This window comes from Chelativorans sp. J32 (genome assembly GCF_000518985.1).
In the GTDB taxonomy this organism is placed as follows: domain Bacteria; phylum Pseudomonadota; class Alphaproteobacteria; order Rhizobiales; family Rhizobiaceae; genus Chelativorans.
Window position 1 is genome coordinate 41,921 of record NZ_JAEQ01000018.1, and the last position, 13,753, is coordinate 55,673.

Annotated in this window: 15 protein-coding genes; 8 read left to right on the plus strand and 7 right to left on the minus strand. The window is 62.7% G+C overall.

The annotated features are described in order from the left end of the window. Positions 1-42 precede the first annotated feature (42 nt). The 5 genes from thiO to CHEJ32_RS25330 are packed head-to-tail and all read left to right on the plus strand — an operon-like array spanning position 43 to position 3,397. Positions 43-1,035 (plus strand): glycine oxidase ThiO, encoded by a 993-nt coding sequence (thiO, locus tag CHEJ32_RS0119240; protein WP_028035250.1) that lies wholly within the window; start codon positions 43-45, stop codon positions 1,033-1,035. Beyond that, a complete protein-coding gene (thiS, locus tag CHEJ32_RS0119245) occupies positions 1,004-1,201 on the plus strand; it encodes a sulfur carrier protein ThiS (RefSeq protein WP_028035251.1) in 198 nt (65 codons plus the stop codon). Before thiO ends, thiS begins: the two co-directional genes overlap by 32 nt. Before the next feature lie 2 nt (positions 1,202-1,203). Further along, complete coding sequence (locus CHEJ32_RS0119250) at positions 1,204-1,980, plus strand: thiazole synthase (protein WP_028035252.1); 777 nt, start codon at positions 1,204-1,206, stop codon at positions 1,978-1,980. Then, the gene (locus CHEJ32_RS0119255) at positions 1,977-2,597 is read left to right on the plus strand and encodes a thiamine phosphate synthase (RefSeq protein WP_028035253.1); all 621 of its coding nucleotides are present in this window, start codon (positions 1,977-1,979) and stop codon (positions 2,595-2,597) included. The genes CHEJ32_RS0119250 and CHEJ32_RS0119255 overlap by 4 nt, the downstream gene beginning before the upstream one ends. Then, entirely contained in the window at positions 2,594-3,397 is an 804-nt protein-coding gene (locus CHEJ32_RS25330; protein ID WP_084032865.1) for a hydroxymethylpyrimidine/phosphomethylpyrimidine kinase, read from the plus strand. The genes CHEJ32_RS0119255 and CHEJ32_RS25330 overlap by 4 nt, the downstream gene beginning before the upstream one ends. Before the next feature lie 73 nt (positions 3,398-3,470). On the opposite strand, the gene CHEJ32_RS0119265 is transcribed toward CHEJ32_RS25330, so the two are convergent. Beyond that, positions 3,471-4,169 carry an outer membrane protein gene (locus CHEJ32_RS0119265; protein ID WP_028035254.1) on the minus strand — a complete coding sequence of 233 codons (699 nt, stop codon included), beginning with the start codon at positions 4,167-4,169 and terminating at the stop codon, positions 3,471-3,473. Between the two features lie 379 nt (positions 4,170-4,548). On the opposite strand from CHEJ32_RS0119265, the gene CHEJ32_RS0119270 reads away from it, so the two are divergent. The 3 genes from CHEJ32_RS0119270 to CHEJ32_RS0119280 are packed head-to-tail and all read left to right on the plus strand — an operon-like array spanning position 4,549 to position 7,533. Then, positions 4,549-5,286, plus strand: a complete 738-nt coding sequence (locus CHEJ32_RS0119270) for a GntR family transcriptional regulator (RefSeq protein ID WP_051469773.1) — start codon at positions 4,549-4,551, stop codon at positions 5,284-5,286. A gap of 2 nt (positions 5,287-5,288) precedes the next feature. Next, positions 5,289-6,521 (plus strand): FAD-binding oxidoreductase, encoded by a 1,233-nt coding sequence (locus tag CHEJ32_RS0119275; RefSeq protein ID WP_034658782.1) that lies wholly within the window; start codon positions 5,289-5,291, stop codon positions 6,519-6,521. Positions 6,522-6,528: 7 nt separating this feature from the next. Further along, complete coding sequence (locus tag CHEJ32_RS0119280) at positions 6,529-7,533, plus strand: 4-hydroxyproline epimerase (RefSeq protein WP_028035257.1); 1,005 nt, start codon at positions 6,529-6,531, stop codon at positions 7,531-7,533. 193 nt (positions 7,534-7,726) lie between these two features. Here CHEJ32_RS0119280 and CHEJ32_RS0119285 read toward each other — a convergent pair whose 3' ends face one another. The 6 genes from CHEJ32_RS0119285 to CHEJ32_RS0119310 all read right to left on the minus strand — a co-directional run bounded on the left by CHEJ32_RS0119285 (position 7,727) and on the right by CHEJ32_RS0119310 (position 13,749). Beyond that, positions 7,727-8,080 (minus strand): RidA family protein, encoded by a 354-nt coding sequence (locus tag CHEJ32_RS0119285; RefSeq protein WP_028035258.1) that lies wholly within the window; start codon positions 8,078-8,080, stop codon positions 7,727-7,729. A gap of 146 nt (positions 8,081-8,226) precedes the next feature. Further along, positions 8,227-9,963, minus strand: a complete 1,737-nt coding sequence (locus tag CHEJ32_RS0119290) for an acyl-CoA dehydrogenase family protein (protein WP_028035259.1) — start codon at positions 9,961-9,963, stop codon at positions 8,227-8,229. A gap of 23 nt (positions 9,964-9,986) precedes the next feature. Then, on the minus strand, positions 9,987-11,234 hold the full coding sequence (locus CHEJ32_RS25335; protein WP_051469768.1) for a LysR family transcriptional regulator: 1,248 nt from the start codon (positions 11,232-11,234) through the stop codon (positions 9,987-9,989). A gap of 64 nt (positions 11,235-11,298) precedes the next feature. Further along, on the minus strand, positions 11,299-12,354 hold the full coding sequence (locus CHEJ32_RS0119300) for a 4-oxalomesaconate tautomerase (RefSeq protein ID WP_034658783.1): 1,056 nt from the start codon (positions 12,352-12,354) through the stop codon (positions 11,299-11,301). Beyond that, entirely contained in the window at positions 12,347-13,018 is a 672-nt protein-coding gene (locus tag CHEJ32_RS0119305) for a 4-carboxy-4-hydroxy-2-oxoadipate aldolase/oxaloacetate decarboxylase (RefSeq protein ID WP_028035261.1), read from the minus strand. Before CHEJ32_RS0119305 ends, CHEJ32_RS0119300 begins: the two co-directional genes overlap by 8 nt. Then, a complete protein-coding gene (locus CHEJ32_RS0119310; RefSeq protein ID WP_028035262.1) occupies positions 13,018-13,749 on the minus strand; it encodes a PIG-L deacetylase family protein in 732 nt (243 codons plus the stop codon). Before CHEJ32_RS0119310 ends, CHEJ32_RS0119305 begins: the two co-directional genes overlap by 1 nt. Between the last annotated feature and the right edge of the window lie 4 nt (positions 13,750-13,753).

A 13,753-nucleotide genomic window follows, 5' to 3' on the forward strand; every position in this document is an offset into this window, starting at 1 on the left:
GGGCCCAGTCGCTCGCCCGCAACTCCGCGCGGGAGAGCCCTGATGCGCATCCTCGTCAAAGGTGCGGGCGTTGCGGGGCTGGCGGCGGCTCATGAGTTGGCGGTGCGCGGTGCGGATGTTACCGTGATCGAGAAGAGCGCCGCGGTCGGCGGCGGAGCTTCCTGGCTCGCCGGCGGGATGCTAGCGCCATATTGCGAGCGGGAGAGCGCGGAGGCGGATGTGATCCACCTCGGAAGAGGCTCGGCCCGCTGGTGGGAAGAGACCCTTCCCGGTCTCGTCGCGTTCAACGGCACATTGGTGGTCGCGCCGCCTCGAGACGCGGCGGAGCTTCGCCGCTTTGCCGCGCGGACGGAAGGCCACGCGCTTTTATCCGCGGAAGAGATCGAGGCACTGGAACGGGATTTCGCGGGACGATTTCGCAGCGGACTTTTCTTTGCCTCGGAAGCGCATCTTGACCCGCGCAAGGCGTTGAAGCGGCTTCACGCCAAGCTCGAGGCTCTGGGCGTGCACTTCCTCTTCGGCTGCACCGAGACCCTTCAAACTTTCGACCGTATAGTGGACTGCACCGGTTTCGCCGCGGCGGAGGCGCTCCCGGAACTTCGCGGTGTGCGCGGCGAGATGCTTTATCTCGAAACGCGGGAGGTGGTGCTTTCCCGGCCCGTGCGGCTGATCCATCCGCGCTTTCCCGTCTATGTGGTGCCGCGCGGCGGCGGCCGCTTCATGGTCGGCGCGACAATGGTGGAGAGTGCGGACAGCGGACCGGTCACGGCGCGCTCGATGATGGAACTGCTCAATGCCGCCTACACAGTGCATCCCGCCTTCGGCGAGGCGCGTATTCTCGAAGCGGCGGCGGGCGTCCGACCAGCCTTTCCCGACAACCTGCCGAAGATCGAGACGAGTGGGGACACGCTCTTCATCAACGGCTTCCACCGCCATGGTTTTCTGCTGGCGCCGGCGCTGGCGCGCCAGGCCGCCGACCTGATCATCTTGAACGAGGCAAGCAATGAAGCTCATCGTGAACGGGCAAGCGCTTGAGACAACGGCGCGAACGCTTTCCGAGTTGATGGCTGAACTGGGCCACGCCGGGAACTGGTTCGCGACTGCGGTCAATTCCGAATTTGTGCCGGGCAGCGAGCGCGAAAGGGCCCGGCTTTCCGAAGGCGACCGAGTGGAAATCCTCACGCCAAGGCAGGGAGGGTGACCATGCCGCTCACCGTCTACGGCACCGAACTGTCCTCGCGCCTGCTTCTTGGCACGGCGCAATACCCCTCGCCTGCCATTCTCGCGGAAGCGGTGAAAGCGTCGGGCGCGGGTGTGGTGACCGTTTCCCTGCGGCGCGAAGGCCTAGATGGCGGATCGGGCGGCGGCTTCTGGTCGCTGATCCGGCAGCTTGGCGTGCGCGTGCTGCCCAACACGGCGGGTTGCCACACCGTCAAGGAAGCCGTGACCACGGCCAGGATGGCGCGCGAGGTGTTCGGCACGAACTGGATCAAGCTCGAGGTGATCGGCCATCACGATACGCTGCAGCCGGATGTTTTCGGCCTCGTGGAGGCAGCGCGCATCCTTGCAGACGACGGCTTTGCCGTCTTTCCCTACACGACCGAGGATCTGGTGGTGGGCGAGCGGCTGATTGAGGCGGGTTGCGAGGTGCTGATGCCCTGGTGTGCCCCCATCGGCTCCGCCAAGGGGCCGGTCAATATCGACGCGCTCAGGGCTTACCGCGCCCATTTCGCGGACACGCCGCTGATCGTCGATGCCGGACTCGGGCGGCCCTCCCATGCGGCAGCGGTGATGGAGTTGGGCTTCGACGGAGTGCTGCTCAACACCGCCGTGGCCAAGGCCGGCGATCCGGTCATGATGGCTGCAGCCTTCGCGCAGGCGGTGGAAGCAGGCTGCGGCGCGTTCGAAGCAGGCCCGCTCGAGCCGCGCGATATGGCCGTGCCTTCCACCCCCATCATCGGCAAAGCGGTGTTCTCATGACGCTTGATCCCTTCTATCTCATCGTGGACTCCTCGGCATGGATCGAGCGGCTGGTGCCGATCGGCGTAAAGCTCGTGCAGCTGCGCATCAAGGAGATGAACGAGGCAGAGCTACGGGCGGAAATCCGACGCGCGAGGAAGATCTGCGCGCGGCATGGCTGCCAGCTCATCGTCAACGATTACTGGCGGCTCGCCATCGAGGAGGACTGCGATTTCGTCCATCTCGGCCAAGAGGATTTAGCCACTGCCGATCTCGCCGTCATCAAGCGGGCCGGGCTGAGGCTGGGCCTAAGCACGCATGATGACGCCGAGCTTGCGACGGCGCTGGCGGCCGAGCCAGACTACATCGCGCTCGGGCCGATCTACCCGACCATCCTCAAGAAAATGAAATGGGCGCCGCAGGGTCTCGAGCGGATTGCCGAATGGAAGCGGCGCGTCGCCCCGCTGCCGCTCGTCGTCATCGGCGGGCTGACGCCGGAGCGCATCCCCGGCGTGTTCGAGCGGGACGCGGATTCGGCCGCTGTGGTGACAGATATATTGCGCAATTCGGACCCGGAAGCGCGCACGCGCGAATGGATCGCCGCAACCACACCATGGCGGCAGAAGAGCAGAGCATGAGAACCGAGCCGCGCGTCCTCGTCATCGCGGGCTCCGATTCTTCGGGAGGCGCCGGCATCGCTCGTGACGTAGCGGTTTTGACGGGGCTCGGCGTTCACGCCTCTATCGCCATCACGGCAGTGACCGCGCAAACGCATGAACGCGTCGCGGCGGTGGGGCCCATGACACCCGCGCTGGTCTCCGCGCAAATGGAAGCCGCGCTGGAGGCAGGCCCGGTCGGCGCGATCAAGATCGGTATGCTGGCGACGAGAGGCACGGTGGAGGCTGTTGCCGCGGTGTTGAGGAAGCACGATCGTATCCCGGTGGTGCTCGATCCGGTGCTCGTCTCCTCCTCCGGAGGACGGTTGCTGGAGCGCGATGCCGTGGCGGCGCTGAAGCTGGATCTGCTGCCGCTCTGCCGGCTCGTCACGCCCAATTGGCCGGAACTCGCCGCGCTTACCGATCAAGAACCTGCGCGAAATGAGAAGGAGGCGCTCGCTCAGGGCGACCTGCTGCTTGCAAGCGGATGCGGCGCGTTGCTCGTCAAGGGCGGCCACGCGCCGGATGGGGAGAAATCAGTCGATATCCTGCTGGGGCGCGGCCACGTGCCAGTGCGCTTCGAGGCGCCCCGCCTTGACGTAAGCATGCGCGGCACCGGTTGCGCGCTTGCCAGCTCCATTGCCGGCGGCGTGGCCCGAGGGCTTCCCCTGGAAGACAGCATAGTATTTGGCAAGCAGAACGTATATCATATTCTAGACGCTGCATCGCGCACACACCATCAACAAGGCGATCTAACGCATAAACGCGCACCACAAGCGTGACATAAACGTATAGCCAGGCGGGAAAGACCTGTGAAAAGGCATTACGCCTTTTCACAGGGACGGTTTCAGAGCGTTAGAACTTGTAGGACAAGCCGATCCGCACCGTATGAGATTGCGAACTCAAATCAGCGGATCCGATGTTGAGGTCATACGATTTCTTGCCGAAGTCCATGAACTGGTACTCGACCTTGCCGATCCAGTTGTCGGTAATCGCATAATCAACACCCGCGCCAAGCGTATATCCAAGGCGCGTTTTGCTGTCCTCCTTAAGCTTGTCGCCATCCTTTGTGGATAGCTTCAGGTGCTCCAAGGCCACACCGCCGGTAACATAAGGCATGAAGCGGTCCACGGCATAGCCGAGTCTGGCGCGCAGCGAACCAAAGCCTTTCGCTTCTCCTACAGCCGCGTATTCTCTCAATATCTCATCCGTATCCGCCTTACCGAAATGGAACTGCGCATCGCCTTCCGCTCCGATGACCCAGTTATCGATCTGGTAATTGTAGCCGATGTAACCGCCGACGAATCCGCCCTTGGCAGTGGCCTTAGCGCGTCCAAAGCCTGCAGCTTCTGCCTGATCATTCGGCGCGAAGTCGAGGCTAAATCCCTTGAAGCCGCCGTCCACACCAAGATAAATACCGCTCCAGTCATAGGAAGCGGCGGGAGCGACCGCGGGCGGCACGGGAACCGGGTCTTCCCGGCGGACGATCGCGTCAGCAGCAAAGGCCGATCCGCTGAGCATGGAGATAAACGAAAGGGCTACAATAAATCGCATTGGTTACCTCTTATTAATGATGTTTACGGCGTGCGCCTATAAACATCCAATTATCCAAACACAACCCCACGCGGCGATTTAATGCTGCCGTACCCCGCCGGCTCCGGAGGTGGTCTGGTCGTTGTCTTGGTCAGCGTGTGGCGGGGGCCTGGTCATGGACGAGGCCATGTTCCAGGCGTTGGCCGTTCCCAAGAATGGTGTTGTCGACAATTTGGATACGCTGTAGGTTGACTTGCGGATCGGACAGAGTATCGACAAAGCCTTTGACCTCACCATACCGGATACGGTTCAACGGCGAGGATCGTGGTCGGCGTCGTTCGAGAGCACTCAGTTCGGAAAGCGCAGCATAGAGGCATTGGCATCAATGGCTACCAAAAGCATGGCGGCTGGGAAATCGAAGGACGGAGCAAAGGAGGCACCGGCGGAGATCCGGGTGCGCGGGCAAGGCGCGCGCAGCGTTTACGAGCGGCTCCGTCAGTCGATTCTCGACCTGTCGCTGCCTCCCGGCAGCCCGCTCGATGAAGCAACGCTGTCGGAGCAGTTCGCGATGTCACGTACGCCGATCCGCGAGGCATTGCTGCGGCTCGTCGCGGACGGTCTTGCCAGAAGCCTGCCCAACCGGAACACCATCGTCGCCCCGATCGATTTCCAGCAGTTGCCCACTTATTTCGAAGCGCTGACGCTGATGTATCGCGTCACCACCCGTTCGGCGGCGATGCATCGCAGACCGGAGCACATCCTGGTCATCCGCGGCTTGGAAGCGGCCTATGCCGAGGCTGTCTCGCGCAGAGACGTGCTCGCGATGATCCAGACCAACCGCGACTTCCACATGGCCATCGCGGAGGCGGGCGGCAACAGCTATTTCAGCGGTCTGTTCGGCCGCCTTCTCGACGAAGGCCGGCGCATCCTGCGCATCTATTATTCCTCGTTCGACGACCGGCTGCCGCACCAATATGTGGAAGAGCACAGCGAGATGGTCGCGGCCATAGAAGAGGGTGATGCCGATCTTGCCGACAGGCTCGCCACCGCGCATGCTGCCCAGATCGTGCGGCAGATCCAGAACTATATCGCCCGCGACACGGCGATATCCCTGTCAGTCAACTTGGACCGTTCGTGACCATGAAGATCGCGGTCATCGGCGCCGGCATCATAGGCGCCACCATCGCCACGCGCCTTATCAGCACCGACCACGAAGTGACCATCTTCGAGCCTGATCCGGACGGTCTGCCAACCTCTTCCGGGAACGCCTCGCTGATCGCCCTTCCTGAGATCGCGCCCATTGCAAGCCCCGGCATCCTGACCGCTGTTCCGAAGTGGTTGCTCGATCCCCTGGGTCCGTTGACACTGCGCTGGAAAGACGTTCCGGCGCTCACGCCCTGGCTGCTGGCCTTCCTTGCGTCCGCCACACCGGCGCGCGGGATGAGGGCCCGCACGGCACTGACCTTCCTGATGCGTAGCGCCCTCAAGGACCACCAGGAACTCGGCCAACAGGCAGGCCTTACCGGGCACCTGCGCCAGACCGGCTATATCTCCGTGCATGATACCGGCGCGAGTGTGGATGCGGCGCTGCGGGAAGCTGCGGTGGTGAAGACGGCGCTCGGCTATGATTTCACTCGGCTGACGCCCGGGGAAGCGCGGCAAATGGTACCGCAACTCGAAGGTCCGTTTGCGGGTGCCGTGCACCAGCCGGTCTACTGGACGGCAACCGATCCGCTCGCCATCTTGAGACATTATCAGGCTTATGCCACGGGCAAGGGGCGGCTGATCCCCGCACGGGCGGAACGCTTGAGGCAGACGGAGGCCGGCGTGGAAGTGCAGGCATCATCCGGCAGCGAGACCTTCGACAAGGTGGTGGTGGCGGCCGGCGTCTGGTCGCGTGAGCTGGTGCGGCGCCTCGGCGCAAAGGTGCTGCTCGAGACAGAACGCGGCTATAACACCACTTTCACCGATCTTGGCTGGAACCTGCCCATGCCGCTCGGCTTTGCGGACCACGGTTTCGTTGCGACGCCATTGGTCGGCGGCCTGCGGGTTGGCGGGGCGGTGGAACTGGCCAAGCCGGAGACAAGCCCGAATTTTGCCAGGGCCAAGGCCATGCGCACCAAGATGCGGCGCTATGTGCCCTCGCTGCCAGAGGAAGGCGGCGCCGAGTGGATGGGGCGGCGCCCCTCCACGCCGGATTCGCTTCCCGTTATCAGCCGGCATCCGGGCGACGACCGCATCGTTTATGCATTCGGCCACGGCCATCTCGGACTGACACTCAGCGCCGTCACGGCACGTTTGGTTGAAAACCTGCTTAAACCCGGCAGCGCAGATCCCACCCTCAGCCCCTTCAGCATCAACCGCTTTCAATAGGTTCGGAATGGCCAAGAAAAGCTTCTTCTGCGTAGACGCCCACACCTGTGGCAACCCCGTGCGTGTTGTGACGGGCGGCGGTCCAGATCTCAAGGGCGAAACGATGAATGCCAGGCGGGAGCATTTCGTCGCCGAATATGACTGGATCCGCACCGGCCTCATGTTCGAGCCGCGCGGACACGATGTGATGAGCGGCTCGATCCTCTATCCCGCGCTCCGCGAGGACGTGGACGGCTCAATCCTCTTTATCGAGACCTCCGGCTGCCTGCCCATGTGCGGCCACGGTACGATCGGCACGGTGACGGTGATGATCGAGGAAGGGCTGGTGACACCGAAGGTGCCTGGCAGATTGAGGCTTGAAGTGCCGGCCGGCATCATCGAGGCCGAATACGAAATGGACGATGCCGGACACGTGACGAAGGTGAAGATCACCAACGTCCCGTCCTTCCTCTACGCCAGAAACCTTGAGATCGACCTGCCGGGCATTGGCCCGCTCAAATTCGACGTGGCCTATGGCGGCAATTTCTATGCGATTTTCGAACAACAGCCGGGCTTCAGCGACATGAGCCAGTTCTCGGCCTTCGATATCCAGCAGCTCTCCCCTGTGGCCCGCCGCCTGATCAACGACAAGTACACCTTCCAGCATCCGGAATACCCGACCATCAAGGGCTTGCGCCACGTCATGTGGACCGGCGCGCCGAAGCATCCGGAGGCCGATGCGCGCAATGCCGTCTTCTATGGCGAGAAGGCCATCGACCGCTCCCCCTGCGGCACCGGCACCTCCGCCCGCATGGCGCAGAAGGCGGGCAAGGGCGAACTCACGGTGGGCGACAGCTTCGTCCATGAGAGCATCATCGGCAGCCTGTTCTGGGGCAAGGTGGAGGCTGCAACCAGGGTGGGCGAGTACGACGCAATCGTGCCTTCCATCGCCGGTCAGGCGTGGATCACCGGCTACAACACCATTTTCCTGGACGACCGCGATCCGTTCGTAAAGGGGTTCACGGTGGAGTAAGGGGCGGCACAACCCTTCATCACGGAAGCCGAAGCGAAGCTTATCCGGGGCCATAGCAAAACGCGGCCGTTCCTCCGCAGAAGACGCAGCCGCGCTGAACTCTGGCAACGAGGACGGGGCCGTGCTCGATGATCCGGTGAGCCGATGAGGCCCCGGATAGCGCCTCCGGCGCTTCCGGGATGAAGTTCTGGGCTTAGCCCTTCACCGCAACGACCTGGACTTCCACCAGGACATCCGGGGCTGCCATGCGGGATTCGACGCAGGCGCGCGCGGGCGTATTGCCGGGCGATACCCACTTGTCCCAAACGGAATTCATCTCGTCGAAGTCCGCGATATCGCGGAGCCAGATATTCGCTTTAAGCAAATTCGACTTGTCCGTCCCCGCCTTTGCCAAAAGCTCGTCGATGCGCTGGAGCACCTGCGTTGTCTGGTCGGCGACGGACGTACCACCGCGCCGCTCGGCGACGATGCCGGCGAGGTATACGGTATCGCCATGGATGACGACCTGGCTCATGCGGGGACCAACTTCGATACGCTCAATCGACATTTCTGCTCCGTGCTCCTGATCAATGGTCATGTAAAAGCAGGGGCTTTTTTTGTGGCCCCGCAACCCTTGTTGCCTTCGATCTTCCTCTTATGCAAGCGGAGACCGTCGCACGGCGTAAAAGCTTGAGCCCGCAAAGTCGCCGATCATTACGACCACGGATCAGGGGCACTCCACGGAGCAGCGGCCAAATCTGCCGGGATTTGGCAACGCTTCTCCGCAGCGGTCATCTCCACTTCAGCCTCGTGAAGGCCGTAGCGGCCGATCGCGCCGAGATACCGGTCTGTCTCATCACGCGGCTTGTCGAGGAGGGAAACGAGGCGCAACGACATCCACGCGAAAACGCAAGCCCAGGCTGCCCTGAGAAACGCATCGGCTCCGGTTTCAGCGGCGCCACGATCTGTCCTAAGACGCGAAAAATGTTCTGCTAGCGCCTCCAAGCGGCTCAATACATCCAGCGCCAGATTTGCCGCCTCGCGATCCGCGGCACGCGCCGCCTCCTGGCGTATCCTATCGGCGAGTATGCGAAGCCCCCGGCCCTCGTCTTTCCACAGCCGGCGGTGTAGGAGATCCAACGCCTGCATGCCCGTCGTTCCTTCGAAAATCGAGAGGATACGGGAATCCCGCAGCAGCCTTTCCGCTGGCCATTCCTTCGTATAACCGGCACCGCCCAAAATCTGGATTGCCGCACTTGCCGTCTCGAAGCCGATCTCCGCGCCGAAATTCTTGGCCAGCGGCAAAAGCCATGCCGAAAGGGCCTCCAGGTCTCGGCCCTCCGCCTCGTTTCCGGTGAAGTTCGCCAGGTCGATGATGGCTGCCAGTTCCAGCACAAAGGCATGAAGAGCCTGGGTCCGGCAGGCCATGACAGTCAGTTGCCGACGGACATCGCAATGTTCGATGATCGGAATGGGCGCTCTTTCCGGAGCACCGCCTTGCCGGCGTTCGCAGGCATAGCGCTCGGCTATGTCCAGGGCGGCGAGTGCCGTCGCGGTGCCCTGCCCGGCCGTCAAAAGCCGCATTCGCTCGATCATCAGAAAAAGTTGTGGCAGGCCGCGGTTCAGCTCGCCAAGAAGGATGGCTTCGGCCTGCTCGAAGTTCAGCACGCAGGTGGGAGAACCATGAAGGCCGAGTTTCTCCTCGATGCGTTCCACGGCAATGCCGGAGCGCCGATATCCGCCGCTGTCGTCGGGAAGACTATCCGGGACGAGGAAAAGGCTCAGCCCCCTCGTACCAAGCTCGGCAGGACCGGTCCGGGCGAGGAGGAGATGACCGATGCGGCTTGTGACGTCATGGTCGCCGAAGGAGATCCAGCATTTCTGTCCTGAGATGCGCCAGCGTCCGTCCGGCCCTCTATCTGCGCGTGTGCGGATACGGCCGACATCCGAACCGGCATCAGGCTCCGAGATGCAGATCGTCGCGCTCCATTCACCCGCGCCAAGGCGCGGTAACCACTCGCTTCGCGCCTCTTCATCGCCAAAAGCGTCGAGGACGAATACCGCAGAACGGGTGGACCCCGCGAGCATGGCGAATGCGGGGCATGCGCAGTCAAAAAGCATCTGGGCAGCGGTGTGCAGTGCCAGGGGAAGATCCTGACCGGCAGCCTCGGCGGGCAGGTCGAGCCCCAACCAACCCTCATCGCAGAGTGCATGCCAGGCTTCTTTGTAGCCTTGCGGCGCCACTACCCGTCCATTCACCAGCCGGCAACCCTCCCGGTCCGCGATCTGCGCGAGCGGTGCTATCCGATTTTCGGAAAATTGAGCGGCGCCCTCGATCACCATCCGGATCAGACCTGTGTCGAGTTCTTCCCTGCGCGAAAGAAGCTCGGACCAGGAAGGTGACACCTCAAGTAATCGCGCGGTTATGTCTGCCTGTCTCGCAAAGCTCATGGGCTATCTCCCCGCCAATCCTCTTAAGTGTCGTTGATCAAGTCGGGCCTGCAGCCTGCGTTTTCCGCAACTGCTTCACGCAGCGCGGAAATGAAATCGCGCTGAAGCACCGTCGGCTCCCAATTGCCGCGCCGCGTCATCCCGATCGGCCGGTCCGAATGCGGCAGATCGAAGGGGATGACGCCGAGCAAGCGGGCTTTTTCGTCATACTCGATCTGCTGGCGTGAGAGGATCGTGAGACGATCCGTCTGGAGGAGAATGCCGCGGATGGCGACCAGCGAGCCGGTGACAATGGTGCCGTGCGAAGACCATCCTCCCGGGAAAGCTTCGGCCAAACTCTCGAAGATTGCGCGGGTGGGCGTGCCCTGTCGTGGTAGGATCCAGGGGTAACGCGCCAGATCATGGTATGTCACCCGCGAGCGTTGCCGCAGCGGATGATCGGCCCGCGCGATGACCGACAATCCATCGCTGAACAGCGTTTCCTGCACCAGCCTGTTGTCGAGAGTGCGACGCCGGAGCGCGCCGACCAGAAGATCGATCTTGCCGGAGAGGAGCGCCATGACGAGGCTTTCGTAATCGCCGTCAAGCAGTTCGATGCTTGCGTGAGGACGGCGGCTTGAAAGCTTCGCAATCGCCGCCGGGATGATCTTCGTGCGCACCAGGGGCAGCGTTCCGATGACAACCCGTCCGTCGAACGTACCCTCCATCTCCCTCACCTCCTCGCGGGCGCTGTCGAATTCCCGCAGGATGAGGTGGGCGTGGCTTGCAAGCATAGTGCCTGCAGGCGTCAGCCGGAGGGAACGATATGCACCTTCAAAGAGCTGGACGCCGACGATCCGCTCCAGCTGACGCGAAGCCCGCTGAACCGAAGGTTCGGCCTGCCCCAGCGTCCGGGCGGCGCCCTGGAAGGAACCCATATCCGCGAAAGCCGCGAGTGCGCGAAGCTGGGTGACGGTGGCATGCACCTCGAGCAGGTCCATGGCAAGGCCTTTGCCGATACGGGACTGACGCGCCAGATTGGTGCTGGCAAGGCGCAGGAGCTCGAGGCTCCGCCGGGCCCGGCGCGCGACGAGCAGGCCTCTTTCGGTTGGGGAAACCCTTGCCCCCTGCCGATTGAGGAGCAGTCCGCCGAAAAGGGCTTCCAGCTTGGAGATCGCCTGCGATGCGGCGGGTTGAGAGATGTGAACCGCTTCGGCTGCCCTGGAAAGCGAGGAAAGGTCGACAGCGGCTTCGAAAAGCCGGATATGGCGCAGGTTCGGATAGAGCGGCATGCCGCCTTCTAAACCAGCAGACCTGATATCCAAAAGCGCCCCGCTCACTCCGGCGCCACCATCGTCAGGGAAAAGTCAGGCCGTCAGACAATTTCCGGGCGGTCCTCAAGACCCCGGCTGACTGGACATTGCCGCTTTCATCAAGAGTGGCGATGACCGTAAACTCGCCGGTCGGATGTTCGACGGACATCGACTTGGCGCGCCCCTCGGGAACTTCGGCGTATTTCGCCGCCGGGCCTTCCTGCAGTAGGCAGGCGGTCGCAACGGTAACGGCACCCAGGACGCCGATCGCCTCGTGGACACGATGCGGGATGAAGCTTCGGGTCGAGATGACGCCGCCATGTCGCGACGGGCTTACCAGTGTCATCTTTGGCACGGACTTTTCCGCCACGTTACCGAGATGCATCAGCGGACCAGCCTTGAGGCGGATCGATTCAAGCCGGGTCTTCAGCCCCGTATTTGCCTCAAGCTCCTTTGGCGCTTCCTGGCCGGAGATGCCAAAATCAGCCGCATCGAGAATGACGCAGGGCATGCCGTTATCGATCAGCGTTACGTCGACACCGTCGATCACATCGACGGCATTGCCGGAGGGCAGCAGCGCTCCGCAGGAAGAGCCTGCCGTGTCCTGGAACACGATGGGGATAGGAGCGGCCGTACCAGGCACCCCATCGATGCGAGCCTCGCCGGCATAGTTCACCTTGCCATCCGGTGTGTCCACCGTGGCGATGGCGATCTGGCCGGTGTTCTCCATGAAGATACGGACGTCGGTCTTGTTTCCGGTTACCGGCACCAGCCCTCGCTCGATGGCAAACGGGCCTACGCCGGCGAGAATGTTGCCGCAGTTCTGGGAGTCGGTCACGATGGGCTGATCGACGAAGACCTGCAGGAAGAGATAATCCACATCCACACCTTCGCGCTCGGAAGGCTTCACCACGGCCACTTTCGAGGTGAGCGGGTTTGCGCCGCCAAGTCCATCGATCTGGCGCGGATCAGGTGAGCCCATAATACGGAGCAGCAGCGCGTCGCGCTCACGCCGATCCTGCGGCAGGTCGGAGGCGAGGAAATAACCGCCCTTGGAGGTTCCTCCCCGCATCCACATGGCGCGGATGCCCTCAGACATATTTGAGGCCCTTCTCCTTCAATCTTTCACGCATATCGTAGAGATCGAGGCCGAGTTCGCCAGCCGCAAGCCGCCGGCGCTTGGCCTCCTCATTGGCGACGCGCGCCTCGGCGGCCTTGAGCACTTCACCAGCCCTTTCCCGCGAAACGACGCAGACGCCGTCGTCGTCAGCGACGATCACGTCTCCCGGATTGACAAGCGCGCCTGCGCAGACGACTGGCACATTGACGGAGCCAAGCGTTTCCTTGACGGTTCCCTGCGCCGATACATAGTGCGACCAGACGGGAAAGCCCATCCTGGTTAGATCGGCAATGTCCCGCACACCGGCATCGATGACGAGCCCCCGGCAGCCGCGGGCCATGGCCGACGTGGCAAGGAGGTCGCCGAAATAGCCGGCATCCGACGGCGATGTGGGCGCAAGAACGAGCACGTCACCTTCCCTGATCTGCTCGATGGCCACATGCAGCATCCAGTTGTCGCCGGGCGGTGCAGAAATTGTGACGGCAGAGCCTGCAATCCGAGCCCCGGAATAGATCGGCCGCATATAGGAGGCGAGAAGCCCGGTGCGCTCTTGCGCCTCGTTGACGGTCGCCACCCCGCATTCCGCCAGCCCGGCGATAACCGCCGGATGGGCACGCGCGATATTCTGAACCACCACACCCATCAGAGCTCATCCACCGTACGAGGGAAGATCGATTGGAACGCCTCGGCATATTTCGCTTCGCGCCCGCCGGCCTGCCCGCCGGAATTGCGGCGGAACTGGTTGGCCCGGTTTTCCGCGACATTGGTGTAATATTGCCAGAGATGCTGCTGGCCCTCCATGCATTCGATCGCGGCGCGCTTCTGGTCCCACACCTCGGTGATGTCGAGGATCGTGTCGGGTTTCCAATTGCACTGCTCGGTCTGGTGCGGCTCATAGAGATAAAGCTGCGGAGCCCCTAGAATCTTCTCGCCCGGATTGTGCCCCCAGGCCTGCGCGATCATCCGGCACTCGATCGCCATTCTGGTCGCGTAGGGATGATCGGTGTTGTACGGATCCTCTAGAGAGTGCGAGAGCATAAAGGCGGGCTGCACTTTGCGGATGACGTCGACCAGCCGGTATTTCGCCTCCCGGTCCATCTCCAGCGGATAGTCGCCGAGATCGAAGAACTGGATGTCGTGGACGCCGAGCGCCTTGGCCGCGCCTTCTGCCTCTTCACGGCGGGCGGCCTTCACGCCTTCGAGGGTGGCGCCGGGGGCTTTCCACAGCTTGGCACTCTCACCGCGCTCGCCGAAGGAAAGGCAGACCACCGTGACATCGTAACCCTTCCTCTGGTGAAGGGCGATGGCGCCGCCACAACGCCACACGAAATCCGCCGAATGGGCGCTGATGATCAGGGCCGTCTTGTTGCTCATGCCG

Coding starts and splice junctions, on each gene's coding strand:
- CHEJ32_RS25330 (WP_084032865.1), top strand. CDS start 2,594: ATGAGAACCGAGCCGCGCGTCCTCGTCATCGCGGGCTCCGATTCTTCG.
- thiS (WP_028035251.1), top strand. CDS start 1,004: ATGAAGCTCATCGTGAACGGGCAAGCGCTTGAGACAACGGCGCGAACG.
- CHEJ32_RS0119270 (WP_051469773.1), top strand. CDS start 4,549: ATGGCGGCTGGGAAATCGAAGGACGGAGCAAAGGAGGCACCGGCGGAG.
- CHEJ32_RS0119280 (WP_028035257.1), top strand. CDS start 6,529: ATGGCCAAGAAAAGCTTCTTCTGCGTAGACGCCCACACCTGTGGCAAC.
- CHEJ32_RS0119255 (WP_028035253.1), top strand. CDS start 1,977: ATGACGCTTGATCCCTTCTATCTCATCGTGGACTCCTCGGCATGGATC.
- CHEJ32_RS25335 (WP_051469768.1), bottom strand. CDS start 11,234: ATGCCGCTCTATCCGAACCTGCGCCATATCCGGCTTTTCGAAGCCGCT.
- CHEJ32_RS0119285 (WP_028035258.1), bottom strand. CDS start 8,080: ATGTCGATTGAGCGTATCGAAGTTGGTCCCCGCATGAGCCAGGTCGTC.
- CHEJ32_RS0119265 (WP_028035254.1), bottom strand. CDS start 4,169: ATGCGATTTATTGTAGCCCTTTCGTTTATCTCCATGCTCAGCGGATCG.
- CHEJ32_RS0119250 (WP_028035252.1), top strand. CDS start 1,204: ATGCCGCTCACCGTCTACGGCACCGAACTGTCCTCGCGCCTGCTTCTT.
- CHEJ32_RS0119290 (WP_028035259.1), bottom strand. CDS start 9,963: ATGAGCTTTGCGAGACAGGCAGACATAACCGCGCGATTACTTGAGGTG.
- CHEJ32_RS0119300 (WP_034658783.1), bottom strand. CDS start 12,354: ATGTCTGAGGGCATCCGCGCCATGTGGATGCGGGGAGGAACCTCCAAG.
- CHEJ32_RS0119310 (WP_028035262.1), bottom strand. CDS start 13,749: ATGAGCAACAAGACGGCCCTGATCATCAGCGCCCATTCGGCGGATTTC.
- CHEJ32_RS0119275 (WP_034658782.1), top strand. CDS start 5,289: ATGAAGATCGCGGTCATCGGCGCCGGCATCATAGGCGCCACCATCGCC.
- thiO (WP_028035250.1), top strand. CDS start 43: ATGCGCATCCTCGTCAAAGGTGCGGGCGTTGCGGGGCTGGCGGCGGCT.
- CHEJ32_RS0119305 (WP_028035261.1), bottom strand. CDS start 13,018: ATGGGTGTGGTGGTTCAGAATATCGCGCGTGCCCATCCGGCGGTTATC.